Here is a 17,860-nt window from a genome sequence, read left to right as displayed (position 1 = left end):
AATTCAGTGCTCATGGCCGCCGTCCCCGTTCACGAACCAGCCACCACGTCGTCAGGCGGGACGACCGAGGAGGCCCCCCGGCCCGGGCCTGCCCTGTTCCGCCGCCGTGTCGTCTGGTTGTCGGCCCTGGTGGCCGTCGCCACGGTTGTCGCGCAGTACGTGATCATGCCTCCGCCGCTGTACTTCGACCCGTACTACGTCTGGGAGGCGGCCCGGCGCTGGCCCGACGTCCCCTTGGACCAGTGGCCCTTCAACGAGGTCCCCCATCAGGTGACCCGGCTGGGCCTGGTCCTGCCAGCGCGAGTGATCCAGGATCTGCTCGGCCCTGGTCAGGTCGCCTATTTCACCATCGCGGCCCTCGGCGGCTGTGTCTTCTTCGTGGGGTGCTATCTGGCCGTACGATCGCTGTTCGGCGATGTGGCCGGTGTGGCGTCGGTCCTGGTGCTGCTCGTCCATCCCTTCTTCACCGGCACCAACCCGTACGGCCACGAGCTCACCTGGTCGCTGGGGGTGATGCTGCCGGACATGCCAGGGGCCGGGCTGTTCGCGGCCGGGATGGCGGCGCTGGTGGTCGCCTCGCGGCGCGCGGGAAGCGCCCAGACGCGCCTCCTGCTGGCCGCGGGCGTGTGCTTCGGATCGGCGTTCCTGGTCAGGGAGTTTCTCGCGCTCCTCTTCCCTGCCATTCCGATCTTCCTCTACCTGCTGCGGGTCACCTGGCGGCGGAACGTCGTCATCGCCCTGCCCATGATCGGGATCCTGATCGCCAGCCTGATCCACAACGCGATCGTATGGGGCGGCCCGCTGGCGGGCCTGGTGTCGGCCGCGACCCACGGCGGCAAGTCCTACGACGTCGTCACGCGCATGCTGGCCCTCAACTCCTTCGGGCGGGCCATGAGCGACTGGTCGCCGCTGGGATGGCTCTTCATCGCCGCGCTGGCCCTCAACATCGTGGGATGGGCGATCACCAGGGACCGGCGGCTGGCGCTGACGCTGACATGGTTCCTCACCCTGGCCGTGCCGCTCACATTGCGAGCCGGGGTGATCGACCCGGACGAAATCTCGATCCGCGCCTGGCTGCCGCGCTACTGGTTCGCGGTCCTGCCCGCCCTCCTGGCGGGCGGGTTCGGCTCCCTGATCCTCCTCTGGCGCGCGCTTCCCGCGCGGTGGGCCACGCACCGGCGCCCGCGCGCCCTGATGGCCGCCCTCGTCGCCGTGATCGTTTCGGTCTACGTTGTGCAGGCCGTACGCGAGGTCCCCGAACTGCCCCGCGACAAGGCATGGGGAGAACTGCGGGGCTGGCTCAAGGGCCGCGACGACATCCCGACGATCTGGGCTGACCGGCGGCTGGCGCAGACGATGACGTTCTACACCCGCTCCCTCTGGGGCACCCCGCAGTGGCATGGTGACATCGAGGACTTCCCGCACACCGCGGGCACGCTCCCCTCCGGCGCGTACCAGGCGCCCATGTTGTACACGCGATGGCGTGGGCAGGAGTCACAGATCGCTGGAGGGGCGCGGCCGAGTCAGGAGACGGGCTGGCAGTTGCTCTGGCGATCCTCCGACGGAGTCCTCGAACTCTGGGACTACCAGGCGCCTCCCGCTTGAGGCCGCCGGCCGACGCCGCCCGCGGGTCCGGCCGTCAGTCCCGGGACCAGGCGACCCAGTCGCCCAGACCGGTCCGGCGGGTACCGGCGATCCGCCAGCCGGCGGGTGCGCCCGGCCACGTGGAGGCGGCCGTGGTCCCGCTCTTCCAGCCGAGGAGGACCAGGTCGGCGTCGGCCGGTGGTTTCTGACGCCGACTGTCGAAGATCTCGGGCTCGTCCCACCAGACCCAGTGCAGTTGCAGGAGCCGGGCAGACCATGGGACGTTCCAATCGATGGCCACAGCCGGACGTTCCTCCGATGGGAGGAGCCCCGGGACGCGCGCGTCGGCGACCGTGTCCGCGTCCAGCGGTCGCGAGATGCGCGACGTCACCGTCGTGTCCGCGGCGACGTTGACGGCGACGAGCAGCCCGGCCACCAGTCCCGTCCGGTACAGGGATCTTCGCGGCCATTGGGAGGCCACCAGGAACAGGCCGAGCAGGGTTAGGCCGGCGAACGTGGCGCGCCACAGCCGGAACTCCGTCCAGTTCCAGGTCAGGAAGGAGGTCTCCGGGAAGTCGAAGAGCGTGAAGGTGTAGGTGTTCAGCCGATCACCGGCATACACCTGGACCACGGCCGCCAGAAGCATCGTCGAAGTCGCCGCCGCCGCCGTCGCGGCCACCGCGGCGCGGCGGGTCGCCCCCAGCAGGAAGGCCGCCCCCACCGCGAAGAGCACCGGCGTGACGCCTGCCAGATAGCGGCTGTAGACGTAGTTGCCGATGCGATGCTCGTCCGGCAGCGCCGCCGAGGTCGCCAGAGCGATGCCGGCCACGATCGCCAGGACCGCGAGGGCAAGCGCCCGCAGTCGCGCGGGCGTGTCTCGTCGCAGGACCACGGCGATCACCACGACCACGCCGACTCCCGCCACGCCCCCGGTCGCCACCGACTGGTACCAGATCTGCCCGGTGCCGGTCCCGAGGGTCCAGCCCCAGCCGTCGAGGCTGGTGAGCCGGTTCACCAGATTGTCTCCAAGACGGTTGTCCCCGTTGGGATACATCTGGGCCAGATAACTCCGGTTGAGGAGGACTCCCAGGGCGACGCCGGCGGTCAGCGCCGCCGCGGCCAAGCCGATCGATCGCCAAGGTCGCCAGCGCCGGATCAACGCGGCGGCCAGCAGGCCCGCCTGCACCACCACGAGGATCAATCCTCTGCTGTGGCAGGTATAGGCGTAGGCGACGACGAGCGCGGCCGCCACCCCGTAGCCCGCCACCCGCGCCGGTGCGGCCGCGCTGGTCAGCCATGAGTGCGAGAGCAACAGCCAGCCGAGCACGAGCACCGGCAGCACCGCGTCCGTCAGCACGAAATCCGAGTAGAAGACCACCGCCGGCAGGAGCGCGGTCGCCGTGGCGAGGGCGTACGACCGGCGCTTGGAGACGCTCATCCGACGCAGCAGCAGGTACACCAAGGGGAACACCAGGGCGTTGATCAGCGCGTTGGTCCCGAGCGCGATCCGGTAGACGGTCTCGGGTTCGTCGGCCAGCCAGTGCGCGGGGGCGAGCAACAGCGGATACCCGCTGCGATACTCGGTGTTGTACGACATGTCCACGCCGGGGCCGCCAGTGAGCAGCCGTGCCGTGAACAGATAGCCCGTCTCGTCGGGATTCGCGACGGGAACGGTCTGTCCCGAGCCCGCCCACAGGCGGACCGCCACCTGGACGGCCCAGCCGAGCAGGAGCAGGCCCCAGTGCCGCCCGCGCGCCGCATCCGGGACCTGGCGGCGGTCCACCCCACCGGCACGAGCCTCGTCGCGGGTGGGAACGGTCGCCTCCGGCACCCTGATCTCCGGTTTCCCGGAGATCAGGGCCCTGCGGAGGCCTGCCGGATCGTCCATCGGCCACCAGGGTGGCACATCCCCGCCCATACCTGAGCCCTGAGCAGGGGTCACTCAGCAATCTCTCAGTTAGTTCCGTGATCCTGGTCCGGTCAGCCGGCCGGCGAACCGGCCAGGGGCGGGCTCCCCGGTGATCACGGGCCGCGTCGGCTCCCACCGCCGAGCCCATGGCACCGCCACAACGATCGCGGCGATGACCACCAGGCCGCTCATGTAGTAGTACGGCCTGACCTCGCCCCAGTTCTTGAGCAGTGTCATCACAAGGTAGCCCGCGCCCGCGTACACGCTGATCGTGAGGCTCATCAGCCAGGTCCAGCGGGTAGGGCGGGCGGTGGCGAACGGCATGGCCCACTCCAGGTACTGCACGCCGTGCGATGCGGTGACCACCTGGAACGCCGAGGCGCTGACCATGGCCACGTCCGCCGGGTGGGCCCGGCGCCACCACCAGACCGCCGCCGCAATCGCCGCCAGCGTCAGCAGGGAGCCGATGCTGCCCAGCGTCGCGCTGAACGGGTCGTGCAGGAGCTCACCGGTCTCGATCGGGTGTAGCCACAACACGACCGAACTCCAGCCGAACGTGCCGATGATCGGGTGGTAGCCGATCATCACGCCCAGGACCTCGGGCAGCTTCCCGACCGGGGTCCCGACGGTGAGGGGCATGGTCACCAGCAGCGCCACCAGGACTCCGCCCGCGGCGGCGACCAGCCGGAGCCGGTGCCGCCAGCCGGGCAGGGCCATCAACAGCGCGGGCAGGAACAGCGCGGGCCACGTCTTGACCGAGATCGCGAGCGCGATGAGGATCCCGGCCAGCACCACTCGCCGGGTGGACGGGCCGTCCGCCCCCCGGCAACGCAAGATCAGCACGAACGCGCCGAGCGCGAAGAGCAGGCACAGCGGTTCCATCTGGCCGTGCACAGCCGAGACCAGCACGGTCAGCGGGTTGACGGCGTAGAGCAGGCGGGCGGTGCGCTTGAACGCGGGCGCGGCCAGCAGCCCGACCAGGACCACCACGCCCAGGTCGAAGAGGATCGGCCCGATCCGGCTGACCACCATCCAGGGCACGTCGAACTGCCGCTCGACGAACACGTTGGCGGCCAGGAACAGCGCGTAGGTAGGCAGGTAGTTCCAGCCCGTCTCCGGCGAGTTCAGGATCGGGTCGCGGTGTTCGAGCGCGTTGACACCGGCCCGGTGGAAGTCGATATGGAGGTCGTACGGCTTGAAGTCACCCGCGACCACCAGCATCAGGACCCGCAGGCCCAGGCCGAGGGCCAGTGTCGCCTTCAGCGGCGGGCTCCAGCCGCGCCACCAGGCGGCCACGAGGAGGACGGCGCAGAGCGCGAAGACCGCGAGCCGTACCGTCAGCTCCCAAGGATCAGTGGTCATGGCCGTCGTCAGGTGCGGTCGCGTCCGGCCTGCTCGGCGGCGATCTCCACGCTCGCCGCCGAGCCGGCGCCGACCCGGTCGACCGCCTCGATCTTGCCCTCGGCCTTGCCGCGGGCCCGCATGGCGTCCTGCACGGTCGCGTCGTCGGCGGCGGCCTCGGTCGCGGGGTGCGAGGAGCGGCGGATGTTGAGGATCGAGAGGAAGAAGGTGCCGAGCAACGCCTGGAAGCTCATCATCAGCGCGGTGGCCGACGGGACGACGAGGCGCAGCGACTCGCGCGGGTCGAGCTCACCGAAGCTGCGGACCTGCCAGTGCACCAGCGAGGCCACCAGGCCCGCCAGGCCCAGCGCGGCCAGCACGCCGGAGATCACCAGGCCGCGTTCCAGCGACCACGACTTGAGGAAGCTGCCGACCCGTGCCGTCTTGGGCAGGAAGCCTTCCGCGACGCCGTAGGCCTTGGTGAGCAAGGCGAACAACACCGCCTGGAAGCCGATCACCAGCATCGCCGAGACGCCGACGAGGGTGTCGACGTCGAACGCGATCTCGCCGACCGTCACCGGGCCGAAGGACAGTGCGATCCCCGCGAGCAGGCCGAGCGTCATAAGGACGAGGCCCGGGATGAAGAAGAGCCAGCGCGGGCTGTAGAGCAGGAGGAACCGCAGATGCCGCCAGCCGTCCCGCCAGGTGTTGAGGTGCGGGGGTCGCGACCGGCCGTCCACCGCCAGGGTGGTCGGCACCTCGGTGACCTTGTAGCCGAAGAGTGTGAACTTCACCACCAGCTCGCTGGCGAACTCCATGCCGCTGGACTGAAGGCCCAGCGACAGTGCCACGTCGCGGCGGAAACCGCGCAGGCCGCAGTGGAAGTCACCGATCTTGCTCTTGAAGAACAGCCGGCCGACGAAGCTCAGCACCGGGTTGCCCAGGTACTTGTGCAGCGCGGGCATCGCGCCGGGGGCGATGCCGCCCTTGAAGCGGTTGCCCATGACCAGGTCGGCGCCCGCCCGCAGCTCCTCGACGAACGGCGCGAGGGCCGTGAAGTCGTAGCTGTCGTCGGCGTCGCCCATGATCACGTACTTGCCGCGGGCGGCGCGGATGCCGCCCATCAGGGCGTTGCCGTATCCCTTGCGGTCGACATGGACGACCCGGGCGCCGGCGGCCTCGGCCAGCGCCTGGCTGCCGTCGGTGCTGCCGTTGTCGGCGACGATGACCTCACCGTCGATACCGTTCTCCTTGAGGCACTCAACCGCCTTGCGGACGCAAGTCTCGACGGTCTCGGCTTCATTGAGACACGGCATCACTACGGTCAGTTCCATGTCGACTCCTTATTGTCCCCTCGGATACGGGATCTGGGGATTTCGACTAATCTTGGCACGGCGCGCGGACGGACTCAGGGCCAATGAGGGTACCCGTATCACCTGTTCTGGCCCGCGATATACCGCGAGTAACGACGAATCCCGTCATCTTGTTGTCAAGACGCAACTCGAAGACGAGCGCGACCCGGTCTGCGGACGACAGGCTGAGTAACATGCTACGGGTTTCCCGGGGGAGGTATTGGCGCCTTGACATTCGCCGCTGATGCCGACGCGCACGCCTCGGGCGCGACGGACCTGCTCGACACGCCTGAGCAGGCCGAAGACCTCGTCATCGACGATCCCCCCAAGGGCGACGGGCGTGACACCGCCGATGCCGCGTGGCGGCGATGGCTCCCCGCGGCGGGCGCGCGGGTCAAGCCGTTCCTCTCCGGGCACTGGCCCTTCTTGATCATCTTGGCCGCCGGACTGTCACTGCGTGTGATCACGATGCTCGGCTACCGCTGGGCGATGTGGTTCAACGACGCGTTCCAGTACGTGCAGACCGCGATCGAACCCGAGCCCCATATCGTCAGGCCCAACGGCTACGTCTTCTTCCTGCAGGCGCTGGAGCCCTTCCACTCGTTCGCGCTGATCACGACGGTGCAGCACCTGATGGGGCTGGGCATCGCGATCATGATCTACGCGCTGCTGCGGCGGCGCCTGGGCGCGGCCCGGTGGGTCGCCACGCTCGCCGCCGCCCCCGTCGTGCTGGACGCGTACCAGATCCAGCTCGAACACATGATCCTCTCGGATGTGCCGTTCACCTTCCTGATGACGGGCATGGTGACGCTCATCCTGTGGTGGCGGGACATCACCATCGTCCGCGGCGCCGCGCTGGGCGCGCTGCTGGCTCTCACCGTGCTGACCCGGTCGGTCGGCCTGGCCCTGGTCATGGTCGTGCTGGTCTATCTGGTGATCCGCCGGGTCCGCTGGACGACGCTGGCGGTCACCGTGATCGCCTGCGCGCTCCCGCTGATGGGCTACGCGGCCTGGTTCAAGTCCGAGCACGGGAAGTTCGGGCTGAGCAACAGCAGCGGCCCGTTCCTGTACGCGCGGGTGATGAAGTTCGCGGACTGCCACAAGATCAAGAACCTGCCGGTCGAGGAGATGCCGCTCTGCACGCAGGTCCCGACCGCAGACCGCCCGTCGTCGCAGTTCTATGTGTGGGGTGACGCCTCACCGCTGCTGCGTCTTCCCGGCGACATGTTCAACAACGACAAGAGCGCCGAAGCGGGCCGGTTCGCGCGCCGTGCGATCCTCACCCAACCGGGCGACTATCTGCAGGCCGTCGTCTATGATGTCGCGCGGGTCTTCTTTTGGAACCGAACGGTCTTCCCGGACAGGTTCACCTATGAGCTGTACCAATTCCGAACGACCGCCGATCCAGTGCCGAACTGGGCCGAGCCGTTCACCAACGCCTATGAGCATGGCGCGGCCGATACCCGCGTGACCGAGCCGTTCGCCGGCGTCATGCGCTTTTACCAGAAGTACTTCTACCTCCGCGGCACGCTGCTGGGCGCCATCCTGCTGGTCGCCGTGGCGGGCCTGATCCGGCGGCGCGACTGGTTCAGCCGGGCGCTGCTGCCACTCGGCGCGGTGGCCGGGCTGCTGGTCACCCCCGCCGCCAGCGCCGAGTTCGACTACCGCTACGTGGTACCCGCGATCCCGATGGCGTGCCTGGCCGCCGCGCTCGCCTGGCTCCCCGACCGCGATCGGCGGGCCTGGCGCGAGTCGGCGAAGGGCTGAGCCACCACGATGCAACCCTCCAAGTCACCGTCTTCACAGCACCGGTCCGCCCAGGTCGAGTCCGCCCTGCTCCCGCAGGCGCGGCCGCCGCGGATCCCGCTGACCACGCGGTTGCGGATGTCCGCGCGGGCGCGGCTATCGATCACCGGCCGGGCGGTGGTGGCACGGCTCGCGACGGCACTCGAACCGCCGCTGGGCCCCCGACTCCGGGCCACGTTCCGGCGGCATCCGGTCTTCGCGGTCCTGCTGGCCGTCGCCGCGCTGATCCGTGTCATCGCGATGATCGGCTACCAGCCGGCGTTGTTCTTCAACGACAGCTACGACTACATCCACGTGGCGATGCAGCCCCACCCGCATCCGCTGCGGCCCGACGGCTACGCCTTCCTGCTGCTGATCCTGCGGCCGTTCCACGGCTTCGCGCTGGTCACCGCCGTCCAGCACCTCATGGGCCTGGCCATGGGCGTCATGATCTACGCGCTGGCCCGGCGGCGGTTCCGGCTGCCCGGCTGGGGTGCGGCGCTGGCCGCCGCGCCGGTGCTGCTCGACGCGTACCAGATCCAGCTCGAACATCTGATCCTCTCCGACACGACGTTCAGCTTCCTGACCGTCAGCGCGGTCTGCCTGCTGCTCTGGCACGACCAGCTCACCTGGCGGCTGTCCACGGCGCTCGGGTTGCTCGTCGGGTTCTCATGGCTGACCCGCTCGGTCGGCCTGCTGGTGCTGCTCGGCGTGGTCGCGTTCATGGTGATCAGGCGGACGGACCGGCGCATGATCATGGTCATGCTGGCCGCCGCGCTGCTGCCGGTCGTCGCGTACATGGGCTGGTACAAGATCGACCACGGCAAGTTCGCGATGACCGAGAGCAACGGGATCTTCCTGTACGCGCGGGTCTACAAGTTCGCCGACTGCCACCGGATCAAGAATCTGCCAGTCGAGGAGATGCCGCTCTGCACCGAGCTGGTCAACCGGCTGCCCAACTCCCAGGACGGCATCTGGAACGCGGGCTCGCCGCTGGCGCGCTACACGGGCAAGAAGTTCAGCCCGGAGACCAACGACACCGCCAACGACTTCTCCAAACGAGTGATCATGGCGCAGCCGGGCGACTACGCCCGCGTCGTGGCCAAGGACTTCCTGCGTGTCTTCGCCTGGGAACGCACGGTCTTCCCTGATCGCGCGACCTACCAGCAGTACGAGTTCGGCACGAAGACCAGCGACCTGCCCAAGTGGATGCAGGGCGGCACGGTGGACGAGGCGGTCCGCTACGAGGGCGGCCGCGTCCGCCCGCGCGCCGTGGAGCCGTTCGCCGGGTTCCTCCGCGCCTACCAGGACGTCTTCTACCTGCGTGGCAGCATGGTCGGTGTGATTTTGCTCATCGGTCTCGCCGGCATCGGCGCGATGTGGCGGCGGCTGGGCGGAGCCGCACTGCTGCCCTGGACGCTGGCGACCGGCCTGTTGCTGGCGCCTGCCGCGACGGCCGAGTTCGACTACCGCTATGTGCTGCCCGCGGTCCCCCTGGCATGCCTGGCCGCAGCGATCGCCTGCTCGCCCGATGCCCGGGATCGGCTGCGCGGCCTCCGCCGACCGCGCCTGTCGGCTCCGCCACTCGGCCCCGTGGACCCCCAACCGGACGACACCGGCGGCGAACGGCCCGGCCGGGTGCTCGTTCCATGACCCGTGCTCATCCCATGACCCGTGCCGGTGCCATGGTCCGGCGGCTCCGGCTCGGTCGGCTGGCGGGCCACCGGCTGTTCCTCGCCGTTCTCGGTGTGGGCGCCGTGCTGCGCGTGATCACGATGGTGGGCTACTCACCCGCCCTGTGGTTCAACGACAGCTTCGACTACGTGCGGATCGCGCTGGACCCGTTCCCGCACCCGATCCGCCCGGTCGGCTACGGGATCTTCCTTTGGCTGTTCAAGCCGTTCCACAGCTTCACGCTCGTGGTGACCCTGCAACATCTCATGGGCCTCGGCATCGGCGTAACGATCTACGCGCTGCTACGGCGGTACGGGTTGCCCGGCTGGGCTGCGGCGCTGGCCGGCGCGCCGGTGCTGCTCGACGCGTACCAGATCCAGCTGGAGCATCTCCCGCTGTCGGACACGTTGTTCGCGTTCCTGATCATCAGCGCGATCGCCGTGCTGCTGTGGCCGCGGGAGCGGCGGGCGCCGTCGCTCTGGTGGTGTGCTCTGGCCGGGCTGCTGCTCTCACTGGCGACGCTGACCCGGACGATCGGGCTGCCCGTCCTGCTCGTGGCGCTGGGCGTCCTGGTCCTGTGGCGGGTCGGCTGGCGCCGGATCGGCGCGGTGGCGGTCGCCGGGCTCGTGCCGCTGGTGGCGTACGCGGCGTGGTTCCAGGCCGAGAACGGGCAGTTCGCGATGACGCGAACTGACGGTGTCTTCCTGTGGGGGCGGACGGCCGCGTTCGCCGAATGCTCGAAGATCAAGCCGCCGCCCGAGCTGGCCTCGTTCTGCCCACGGGGAGAGCCCGGCGAGCGCCGAGCCTCGTCGAGCCAGGTCTGGGCGCAGGGCTCGCCTACGGGATTCAAGTACGGCGCAGTCTTCGAGCCGGGTACGAACGACCGGGCGTTCTCGTTCGCGCTGGAGGCGATCAAGGCCCAGCCGCTGGACTACGTGGGGACTGTGGCCTACGACGTGTTCGTCCGGACGTTCTATCTGAGCCGTGATCCGTACCCGTCGCAGTACGTCGCCGACCTCTACAAGTTCCCCGAGCAGCCGCAGCCGATGCAGGGCTGGCCGGTGTACGGCGGCGGCAACCCGACCTCCGTGTCCGCCGAGTACGAACACGGCTCGGCGATCACGCACACGAACAAGCCGTTCGCCTCGTTCATGCGCGGCTACCAGCAGGTGGCTGCCCTGCCCGGGATCGTGCTGGGCGGCATCCTGCTACTCCCTGTCGCCGTCTGGGCGCGCAGGCGCCGCCCGCGGCCCGGCCGTGGCGGCCCGGACGGCGGGTCGCGGGTCCTGCTGCCCTGGTTCGCGGCCGTGGCGCTGCTGGTCGTGCCTCCGCTCACCACGGACTTCGACTACCGGTATGTGCTGGTCGCGGTGCCGCTGGCAGGCCTCGCCGCCGGGCTGGCCTTCGCCACCGGCCGTCCGGGATCCGCGGAGCCGTCCGAAGCCCCGCTACCAGGCGTGCAGACGCCGGAGCCGGAACACCAGCTCTAGATCGTCACCGCGGCGAGCCTCCGGGACCTCCGACTGCTTGCCCAACGGTGCCGAGAGCGCCTTGACGTTCTGGCTCTCGCAGTTGGGGCACACGTGATCGGTCCAGGGCGTCGTGCAGCGATGGCCGTCATGCTCGTACACCACCGCCTCTCCGCCGTGCCCATCGGCGGTATGCCGGACCTCGAACTGCTCTTCCCACGTGGTGAAGCAGCTCAGACACTCGTAGACCCAGCTCTCGTGGCTCGACCATGCGTCGCGCACGGCCCCCACCCCCTCGGTGACTGCCACATCGCGCTTCTCACCTTCCAGTGTCATCCCGCACGACCAGGCAGCACAACAGCGGACGGTCACAGATTCCTGGCAGCCACCACGGCGTCGTAGACGATGCGCTTGGGCACGCCGTTCTCCTTGGCCACATCCCCGATGGCCTGCTTGCGCGGGGTGCCGGCGGCCTCCCGCGCGGCGACCGCCGCGGCCAGATCGGCCGGCTCGGACAGCCCCTCGGGCTCCGGGGCACCGCCGACCACCAGAGTGATCTCGCCTTTGACGTTCTCGTCCGCCCAGTCGGCCAGCTCGCCCAGCGGGCCGCGCCGTATCTCCTCGTAGGTCTTGGTGAGCTCGCGGCAGACCGCGGCGGGCCGGTCCGCGCCGAAGGCCTCCGCCATCGCCGCCAGCGTGGCGGCCAGCCGGCGCGGCGACTCGAAGAAGACCATGGTGCGCGGCTCGTCGGCGAGCGCCGCCAGCCGGCGGCTCCGGTCGCCCGGTTTGCGCGGCGGGAAACCCTCGAAGCAGAACCGGTCGGTGGGCAGCCCGGAGACGACCAGCGCGGTGGTCACGGCGGACGGGCCCGGCAGGACGGAGACCGGCACGCCCTCAGCAACGGCCGCCACGACCAGGCGGTAGCCGGGATCGGACACGCCCGGCAGTCCGGCGTCGGTGATCACCAGCACGTCCCGGCCGGCCAGGAGCTCGCCGAGCAGCTCCTCGGCGCGGGCCCGCTCGTTCTGGTCGTAGTACGAGACCACCCGGGCCCGCACCTCGATGCCGAGGTCGGCGGCCAGCCGCCGCAGCCGCCGGGTGTCCTCGGCCGCGATGATCTCCGCCTCGGACAGGGCGGCGCGCAGCCGCGCCGAGGCGTCGTCAGGGCGGCCGATCGGGGCCCCTCCGAGCAGCAGGGTCCCGGTTCCGTCGTGTGTCGCGTCGCCCGTCACCACCCCATTCTCCCGCCGTCCCAGCATGCCTGGGCCCGCGCTCCGCCGGACCGATCAGGCATCGTCTCAGGCATCGTCCGTGGCCGGTGGCCCGACGCGTTCCGGATACCGTTCCTCAGCACTGAGCAGGAGTGGATCCCGCGCAATGGCACGCCCCGAACGGTCTTGGGCGCACTGGTCCCCGGCGTTCACATCCCGGGCGGCGACATGCATCGCGTGCATGGTCCGTTCCGGGCGGGCCGGTTCCCTCACGACCTGGCTCACGAGCCCGGCCAGAGGCGACGGGGAGGCCCCAGACCATCGCTCTGGTGGAAAGGGGGCCCCGCACGCCGACACCGGAACTCAGCGCCCCAGATCGCATACGCAACGCACTGAGATGCTCACGTTTTGTCAAATGTTCGTACGCATGCTCACCCAAGTTGTCGCGTCTACCCTCAAACACACTCAACCGCCAGCCGTTGGAACCCCCCTACGATGGCTGGATGGCGATGACGGATTACGCCCAGCCTTTCGCCGGTCAGGCAGACACGCTCGACGAGCGGCTCCAGGGGCGCCGGGCCGGCACCCTGCGCGAGTGGCTCGCCCCGCCGATCCCGGGCAGTGCCCTGATCGGGTGGCTGGGGCCGCTGCTGGTGACCGCGTTCGCCGGCTTCCTGCGGTTCGACCGGCTGGCCAACCCGCACGCGGTGGTCTTCGACGAGACCTACTACGCCAAGGACTCGCTGGCCCTGCTGAAATTCGGCTGGGAGCACAGCACCGTCAAGGACGCCGACAAGCTGCTGCTCGCGAACCAGAACGCCGACATCTGGGCCGATGGTCCCTCGTTCGTGGCCCATCCGCCCGCGGGCAAGTGGATGATCGCCCTCGGCGAGTGGATGTTCGGCGCGACGCCGTTCGGCTGGCGGTTCATGCCCGCGCTCGTCGGCACGCTTTCGGTGTTGATCCTGTGCCGGGTGGCGCGCCGGATGACCGGTTCGACTCTGCTGGGCTGCGCCGCCGGGCTGCTGCTGGCGCTGGACGGGCTGATGTTCGTGACCAGCCGCGCCGCGCTGCTCGACGTCTTCGTGATGTTCTGGGTCCTGGCCGCGTTCGCCTGCCTGGTCGCCGACCGGGATGTCTCCAGACGCCGCCTCGCGGACGCCGTCGAACGGGCCCACGGCGCGCCTGCAGGTGCGTTCGGGCCGTTCCTCATGCACTGGTGGCGGATCCCGGCGGGCCTCTGCCTCGGCATGGCGCTCGCGACCAAGTGGACCGGCGTCTACTACATCGCCGCCTTCGGGATCATGGTCGTGCTGTGGGACTACGGCGCCCGCCGCGCCGCCCGCGTCGAGCGGCCGTTCACCGGCGCGCTGGCGCTGGAGGCGGGACCGGCGTTCCTGCAGCTGGTCGTCATCGCCGTGATCACCTACCTGGCCTCCTGGTGGGGCTGGATCTTCCGGCCGGGCGGCTGGGGACGCGGCGAGGTCGCGGGTTTCGCGCCGTGGCGGCCGGTCGAGGCGATGCCGAACCTGTGGAAGTACCACCGGGAGATGTGGAATTTCCACACTGGCCTGGATGCCAAGCATCCCTACCAGTCGTGGCCCTGGGACTGGCCGATCCTGCATCGGCCGGTGGCGTTCTTCTACAACGAGCCCAAGGGGCAGTGTGGCGCCGCCAAATGCTCGCGCGAGATCCTCGGCATCGGCACGCCGGTGTTGTGGTGGGGAGCCTTGATCGCCCTCGTCATCTGCGTGGGCCTCTGGGCGGTGCTGCGCGACTGGCGTGCCGGGGCCATCCTGCTGGGCGTGGTGGCGGGCTGGGTGCCGTGGTTCGTGCCCGCCTTCTCCAACCGGACGATGTTCCTCTTCTACGCCACCCCGGTGATCCCGTTCATGGTCCTGGCGGTGGTGCTGGTGCTGGGCTACCTGATCGGTCCCGCGCGAGAACGCGAGCCTGAACGCGCGCCCGGGCCCGTGCCTGAGCCGGACGCCGCCGCCGTGGTGGGGACCCGCCGCATCGTCGGCTCCGCAGCCGCCGGTGCCTTCGTGCTGCTCGTCCTGGTCAACTTCGCGTACTTCTATCCGATCCTGGCCGCGAAGGTGATCACGTACGACCAGTGGAAGGACCGAATCTGGTTCGGCTCCTGGATCTGACGCGCGTCACGCCTCCACCGCGACAGGCACCGGCGCCGGGTGAGCCGGGGCGGGGCGGAGGGTGCGCGTGCCCAGGAGGCAGACCAGCAGGGCGAGGACGCCTCCGGCACCGGCTCCGGCGAACGCGCCCGGAACGCCTGCAAGGTCCTGGCCGACTCCCGAGACCGCCGCGCCGAGCGAACTGCCCGCGCCCACTGCGGCGACCACCCAGGCGAACGCCTCGGTGACCGTGCCCGTCGGCGCCAGCCGGTCCACCAGGGAGAAGCTGCACGCCAGCACGGGCGCGAGGAAGATCCCGCTGAGGAACGCGAGGATCGTCATGACGGGCAAGCCGGGGGCCCACATCAGCGGCAGGTAGCCGGCAGCGAGGGCGGCGAGGAGCCAGGGCAGGCGGCGGTGCGCCTCGCCCGGCCACGGCCGTACGCCGTAGACCAGGCCGCCTGCGAGAGCCCCGGCGGACATGGCGGCCAGCAGCAGGCCCGAGGCCTGGTCGTTGTCCATCCGTTCGGCGTACGCCACCACGGCGACCGCGTACACCCCCAGCGCCACACCCGCGAACGTGAGCGAGAGCAGCAGGACGCGCAAGCCGGGCGAACGCAGCGGGCCCGCCCAGTCGGCGGCGCGAGGCTCACCGCGCCACTCTCGGGAGGGACGCGACGTGGTGATGACCAGCGTCCCGGCGATCCCGATCGCACCGGTGAGGACGAGCGCCGTCTCGGTGGACAACGCGGCGGCAGCCACGACCAGCAGCGGGCCGACCGTGAAGAGGATCTCCTGCGCGGCCGCGTCCAGCGCGTACGCGGCATGCACCTGGGCCGGACCGGGCAGCACCGCGGGCCAGAGCGCCCGCAGCCCGGCCTCCAACGGCGGCGTGGCGAACCCCGCGAGGACCACCGCCCCGATCGCGACCGGCAGCGGATCAGCGCCGACCACGGCGAGCAGGGTGAATCCTGCCGCCGACGCCAAGGCGGACAACAGCAGGACGCGTGGCTGGCCGAGCCTGTCCATGGCACGGCCAAGCACGGGCTGGCCCGCCGCTGTGGCCAGGCCCAGCACTGCCCCGAGGGCCCCGGCGAGCGGGTAGCCACCGCCTTCGGCCCGTACGTGCAGCACCACCGCCAGCATGCCCATGCCGTTGGGCAGGCGTCCCAGCAAGGTGCCGCCGAGCAGCCGCCCCGCGTAGGGCAGACGCAGGAATTCGCCGTAGGCGCGCATCCGCTCTCCGAAGTCATACGTATTACTTGTCCAGTCATACGTACCACTAAGGAGGTGGTTCCCTCTACCCTGAATCCCGTGTCGGCTACCGGACGCCCAACGAGCAGGGACGTTGCGCACGAGGCCGGGGTCTCGCAGTCCACGGTGTCCCTGGTGCTCGGCGGGAAAGCGGCGGGGCGGGTCTCCCCCGCCACTGCCCAGGCGGTGCGGGACGCCGCCGAACGGCTCGGCTACCGCCCCAATCTGGCGGCGCGCAACCTGCGGCTCGGCTCCACCCGGACCGTGCTTCTGATCGTTCCCACTCTGACCGCCCCGTTCTTCGGCGAGGTCTACCGCGGGGCCGCGCGGGTCGCCGCCGAGCACGGCTTCGGGATCGTGGCCTATCCGTGGCCCGACGACGCGGGCCCCGCCGACAGCCCGTTCGCCGCGCCGCACGAGGCGATCGACGGCATCCTCGCGTCCTCGCTGGCCACCGACGTGGCGAGCGAGTTCCGCGACACGCCGGTCGTGATGCTCGACAGCGACCCGGCGGGCGACGGCACAGACCGCCCGGTGCCCACGGTGGTCTTCGACGTCGCCGACGGCATGCGGGCCGTCGCGGCACATCTGGCAGAGCTCGGCCACCGCCGGATCGGGCACGTCGCGGCGTCGATCGACCAGTGGACGTTCCACGCCCGTGGCGAGGCGCTCGCCACGGCCGTCAAGGCGCTGCCGGGCGGCTCCTACACCCGTGCGAGCGGCGCCCTGGACGTGGGCTCGGCGCGCGACGCGGCAGGCGTGCTCCTCGACGGCCCGGATCGGCCGACAGCCCTGGTCTGCGACGACGACCTCATCGCCGCCGGCGCCTATAAGGCCGCCCGGGCACGCGGCCTGGACGTTCCGGGCGATCTGTCGGTCACGGGTTTCGACGACGTCCAGCTGGCCACCGCTCTGGAGCCGGAGCTGACCACCGTGCGGCTGCCCGCCGAGGGCCTCGGCGCCGAAGGCATGACCGCCTTGCTCGCGCTGCTCAAGGGCGGCGACCCGCATCCGAGTTCCCTCCCCGGCGAGCTGGTCGTCCGCGGCTCGACCGCCCGTCCCCGGCGTCAGGTTAGGTAGCGCGTGCCAAGGCTAGATAGATCTCATGGCTGAGACCCCGTCCGAGGTCGATACGGCGGACGCCGGCAACCGGATCGGCGTCCGGCCACCGCGCACCCGAGCCTGGCGGGCCGGGAAGGTCGAGGCGGAGGGTTTCCCTGTCGCCGAGATCAGCGACTACCTCGGCAAGCCCGACCATGTCGTCTGGCTCGATCTGTGCGGGCCGGACCACGAGGGCCTCCAGCGCGTCGCCGACGAGCTCGGCCTGGACCCGATCGCGGTCGAGGACGCGGTCTCCCGGCATGAACGGACCAAGCTGGACCGGTACGGCGAATACGCGTTCCTCAACGTCTACTCGGCCGAGTGCTCCGCCGAAGGGAATCTCGTCCTGCACGAGGTGTCGGCGTTCGTGACCGACCGGGCCCTGGTCACGGTCCGGCAGGACACCGGGTTCGACATCGACGCGCTCATCCGGCGCTGGGACGACACGCCCGCCATAGAGCGGCCCGAGCTCACCGCGCACGGCGTGCCCTACCTGCTCTACAACCTGCTGGACATGGTCGTGGACGCCCAGCTGGACGCCGTCCAGATGCTCGACGACGAGGCCGACCAGCTGGGCGAACTGATCTTCGACGACACCTATCCGGTCCGCGACGTCCAGCGGCGCAGCTTCGACCTCCGCCGCAACCTGGCGAGCCTCCGCAGGGTCGCGCTGCCGATGCGCGAGCTCGTGAACACCCTGCTGCGCCGGGACCTGGCGATCGTCGAGACCCAGCTCGTCCCCTACTACCAGGACGTCTACGACCATGCGATGCGGGTCGCGGAGTTCACCGACAGCCTGCGCGACATGGTCGGCAACCTGCTGGACACGCGCATCTCGCTGCAGGGCAACCGCCTGAACGAGGTGATGAAGAAGGTCACCAGCTGGGCGGCCATCATCGCGGTCCCGACGGCGATCACCGGCTTTTACGGGATGAACGTGCCGTACCCCGGATTCGGCGCGCACTGGGGATTCGTCGTGGGCACGGCGGTCATGATCATCTGCAGCGTGACGCTCTACATCGTCTTCAAGCGTCGCGACTGGCTCTGA

13 protein-coding genes are annotated in these 17,860 nt (G+C 70.2%); 7 read left to right on the top strand and 6 right to left on the bottom strand.

Features of this window, described 5'->3' with window-relative positions:
• Nucleotides 1-12: 12 nt before the first annotated feature.
• A complete protein-coding gene (locus tag ACH34W_RS38350; RefSeq protein ID WP_395966081.1) occupies nt 13-1,605 on the top strand; it encodes an ArnT family glycosyltransferase in 1,593 nt (530 codons plus the stop codon).
• A 34-nt stretch (nt 1,606-1,639) separates the two neighbouring features.
• Here ACH34W_RS38350 and ACH34W_RS38345 read toward each other — a convergent pair whose 3' ends face one another.
• The 3 genes from ACH34W_RS38345 to ACH34W_RS38335 form a co-directional block, all read right to left on the bottom strand.
• Nucleotides 1,640-3,472: a hypothetical protein gene (locus tag ACH34W_RS38345; protein ID WP_395966080.1), complete on the bottom strand. Its 1,833-nt coding sequence runs from the start codon at nt 3,470-3,472 to the stop codon at nt 1,640-1,642.
• A gap of 69 nt (nt 3,473-3,541) precedes the next feature.
• On the bottom strand, nt 3,542-4,855 hold the full coding sequence (locus tag ACH34W_RS38340) for a glycosyltransferase family 87 protein (RefSeq protein ID WP_395966079.1): 1,314 nt from the start codon (nt 4,853-4,855) through the stop codon (nt 3,542-3,544).
• Between the two features lie 8 nt (nt 4,856-4,863).
• Nucleotides 4,864-6,168 carry a glycosyltransferase family 2 protein gene (locus tag ACH34W_RS38335; RefSeq protein WP_395966078.1) on the bottom strand — a complete coding sequence of 435 codons (1,305 nt, stop codon included), beginning with the start codon at nt 6,166-6,168 and terminating at the stop codon, nt 4,864-4,866.
• Between the two features lie 246 nt (nt 6,169-6,414).
• Here ACH34W_RS38335 and ACH34W_RS38330 point away from each other — a divergent pair, with 246 nt between their 5' ends.
• Genes ACH34W_RS38330 through ACH34W_RS38320 form a run of 3 tightly spaced genes read left to right on the top strand, consistent with a single transcriptional unit; the run spans nt 6,415 to nt 11,135 of the window.
• Nucleotides 6,415-7,953, top strand: a complete 1,539-nt coding sequence (locus ACH34W_RS38330) for a phospholipid carrier-dependent glycosyltransferase (protein WP_395966077.1) — start codon at nt 6,415-6,417, stop codon at nt 7,951-7,953.
• 9 nt (nt 7,954-7,962) lie between these two features.
• Nucleotides 7,963-9,624: a hypothetical protein gene (locus tag ACH34W_RS38325; protein ID WP_395966076.1), complete on the top strand. Its 1,662-nt coding sequence runs from the start codon at nt 7,963-7,965 to the stop codon at nt 9,622-9,624.
• Between the two features lie 14 nt (nt 9,625-9,638).
• Nucleotides 9,639-11,135 carry a phospholipid carrier-dependent glycosyltransferase gene (locus ACH34W_RS38320; RefSeq protein ID WP_395966075.1) on the top strand — a complete coding sequence of 499 codons (1,497 nt, stop codon included), beginning with the start codon at nt 9,639-9,641 and terminating at the stop codon, nt 11,133-11,135.
• Here ACH34W_RS38320 and ACH34W_RS38315 read toward each other — a convergent pair.
• Both ACH34W_RS38315 and rsmI read right to left on the bottom strand, forming a co-directional pair.
• On the bottom strand, nt 11,094-11,423 hold the full coding sequence (locus ACH34W_RS38315) for a hypothetical protein (RefSeq protein ID WP_395966074.1): 330 nt from the start codon (nt 11,421-11,423) through the stop codon (nt 11,094-11,096). The two genes, ACH34W_RS38320 and ACH34W_RS38315, sit on opposite strands and share 42 nt — an antisense overlap.
• 59 nt (nt 11,424-11,482) lie before the next feature.
• On the bottom strand, nt 11,483-12,373 hold the full coding sequence (gene rsmI, locus ACH34W_RS38310; RefSeq protein WP_395966073.1) for a 16S rRNA (cytidine(1402)-2'-O)-methyltransferase: 891 nt from the start codon (nt 12,371-12,373) through the stop codon (nt 11,483-11,485).
• 455 nt (nt 12,374-12,828) lie between these two features.
• On the opposite strand from rsmI, the gene ACH34W_RS38305 reads away from it, so the two are divergent.
• Nucleotides 12,829-14,478 (top strand): dolichyl-phosphate-mannose--protein mannosyltransferase, encoded by a 1,650-nt coding sequence (locus ACH34W_RS38305; protein ID WP_395966072.1) that lies wholly within the window; start codon nt 12,829-12,831, stop codon nt 14,476-14,478.
• Between the two features lie 6 nt (nt 14,479-14,484).
• Here ACH34W_RS38305 and ACH34W_RS38300 read toward each other — a convergent pair whose 3' ends face one another.
• Nucleotides 14,485-15,693: an MFS transporter gene (locus ACH34W_RS38300; protein ID WP_395966071.1), complete on the bottom strand. Its 1,209-nt coding sequence runs from the start codon at nt 15,691-15,693 to the stop codon at nt 14,485-14,487.
• Nucleotides 15,694-15,771: 78 nt separating this feature from the next.
• Between ACH34W_RS38300 and ACH34W_RS38295 the strand changes: the two genes are divergently transcribed.
• Nucleotides 15,772-16,791: a LacI family DNA-binding transcriptional regulator gene (locus ACH34W_RS38295; RefSeq protein WP_395966070.1), complete on the top strand. Its 1,020-nt coding sequence runs from the start codon at nt 15,772-15,774 to the stop codon at nt 16,789-16,791.
• A 25-nt stretch (nt 16,792-16,816) separates the two neighbouring features.
• Nucleotides 16,817-17,860, top strand: a complete 1,044-nt coding sequence (locus tag ACH34W_RS38290) for a magnesium transporter CorA family protein (protein ID WP_395966069.1) — start codon at nt 16,817-16,819, stop codon at nt 17,858-17,860.

Origin of the sequence: Actinomadura sp. 6N118 (assembly GCF_044326415.1) — a bacterium.
Lineage (GTDB): Bacteria > Actinomycetota > Actinomycetes > Streptosporangiales > Streptosporangiaceae > Spirillospora.
The sequence above is the reverse complement of the archived record's forward strand: the minus strand, read 5'-3'. Positions and strand labels throughout refer to the sequence as shown.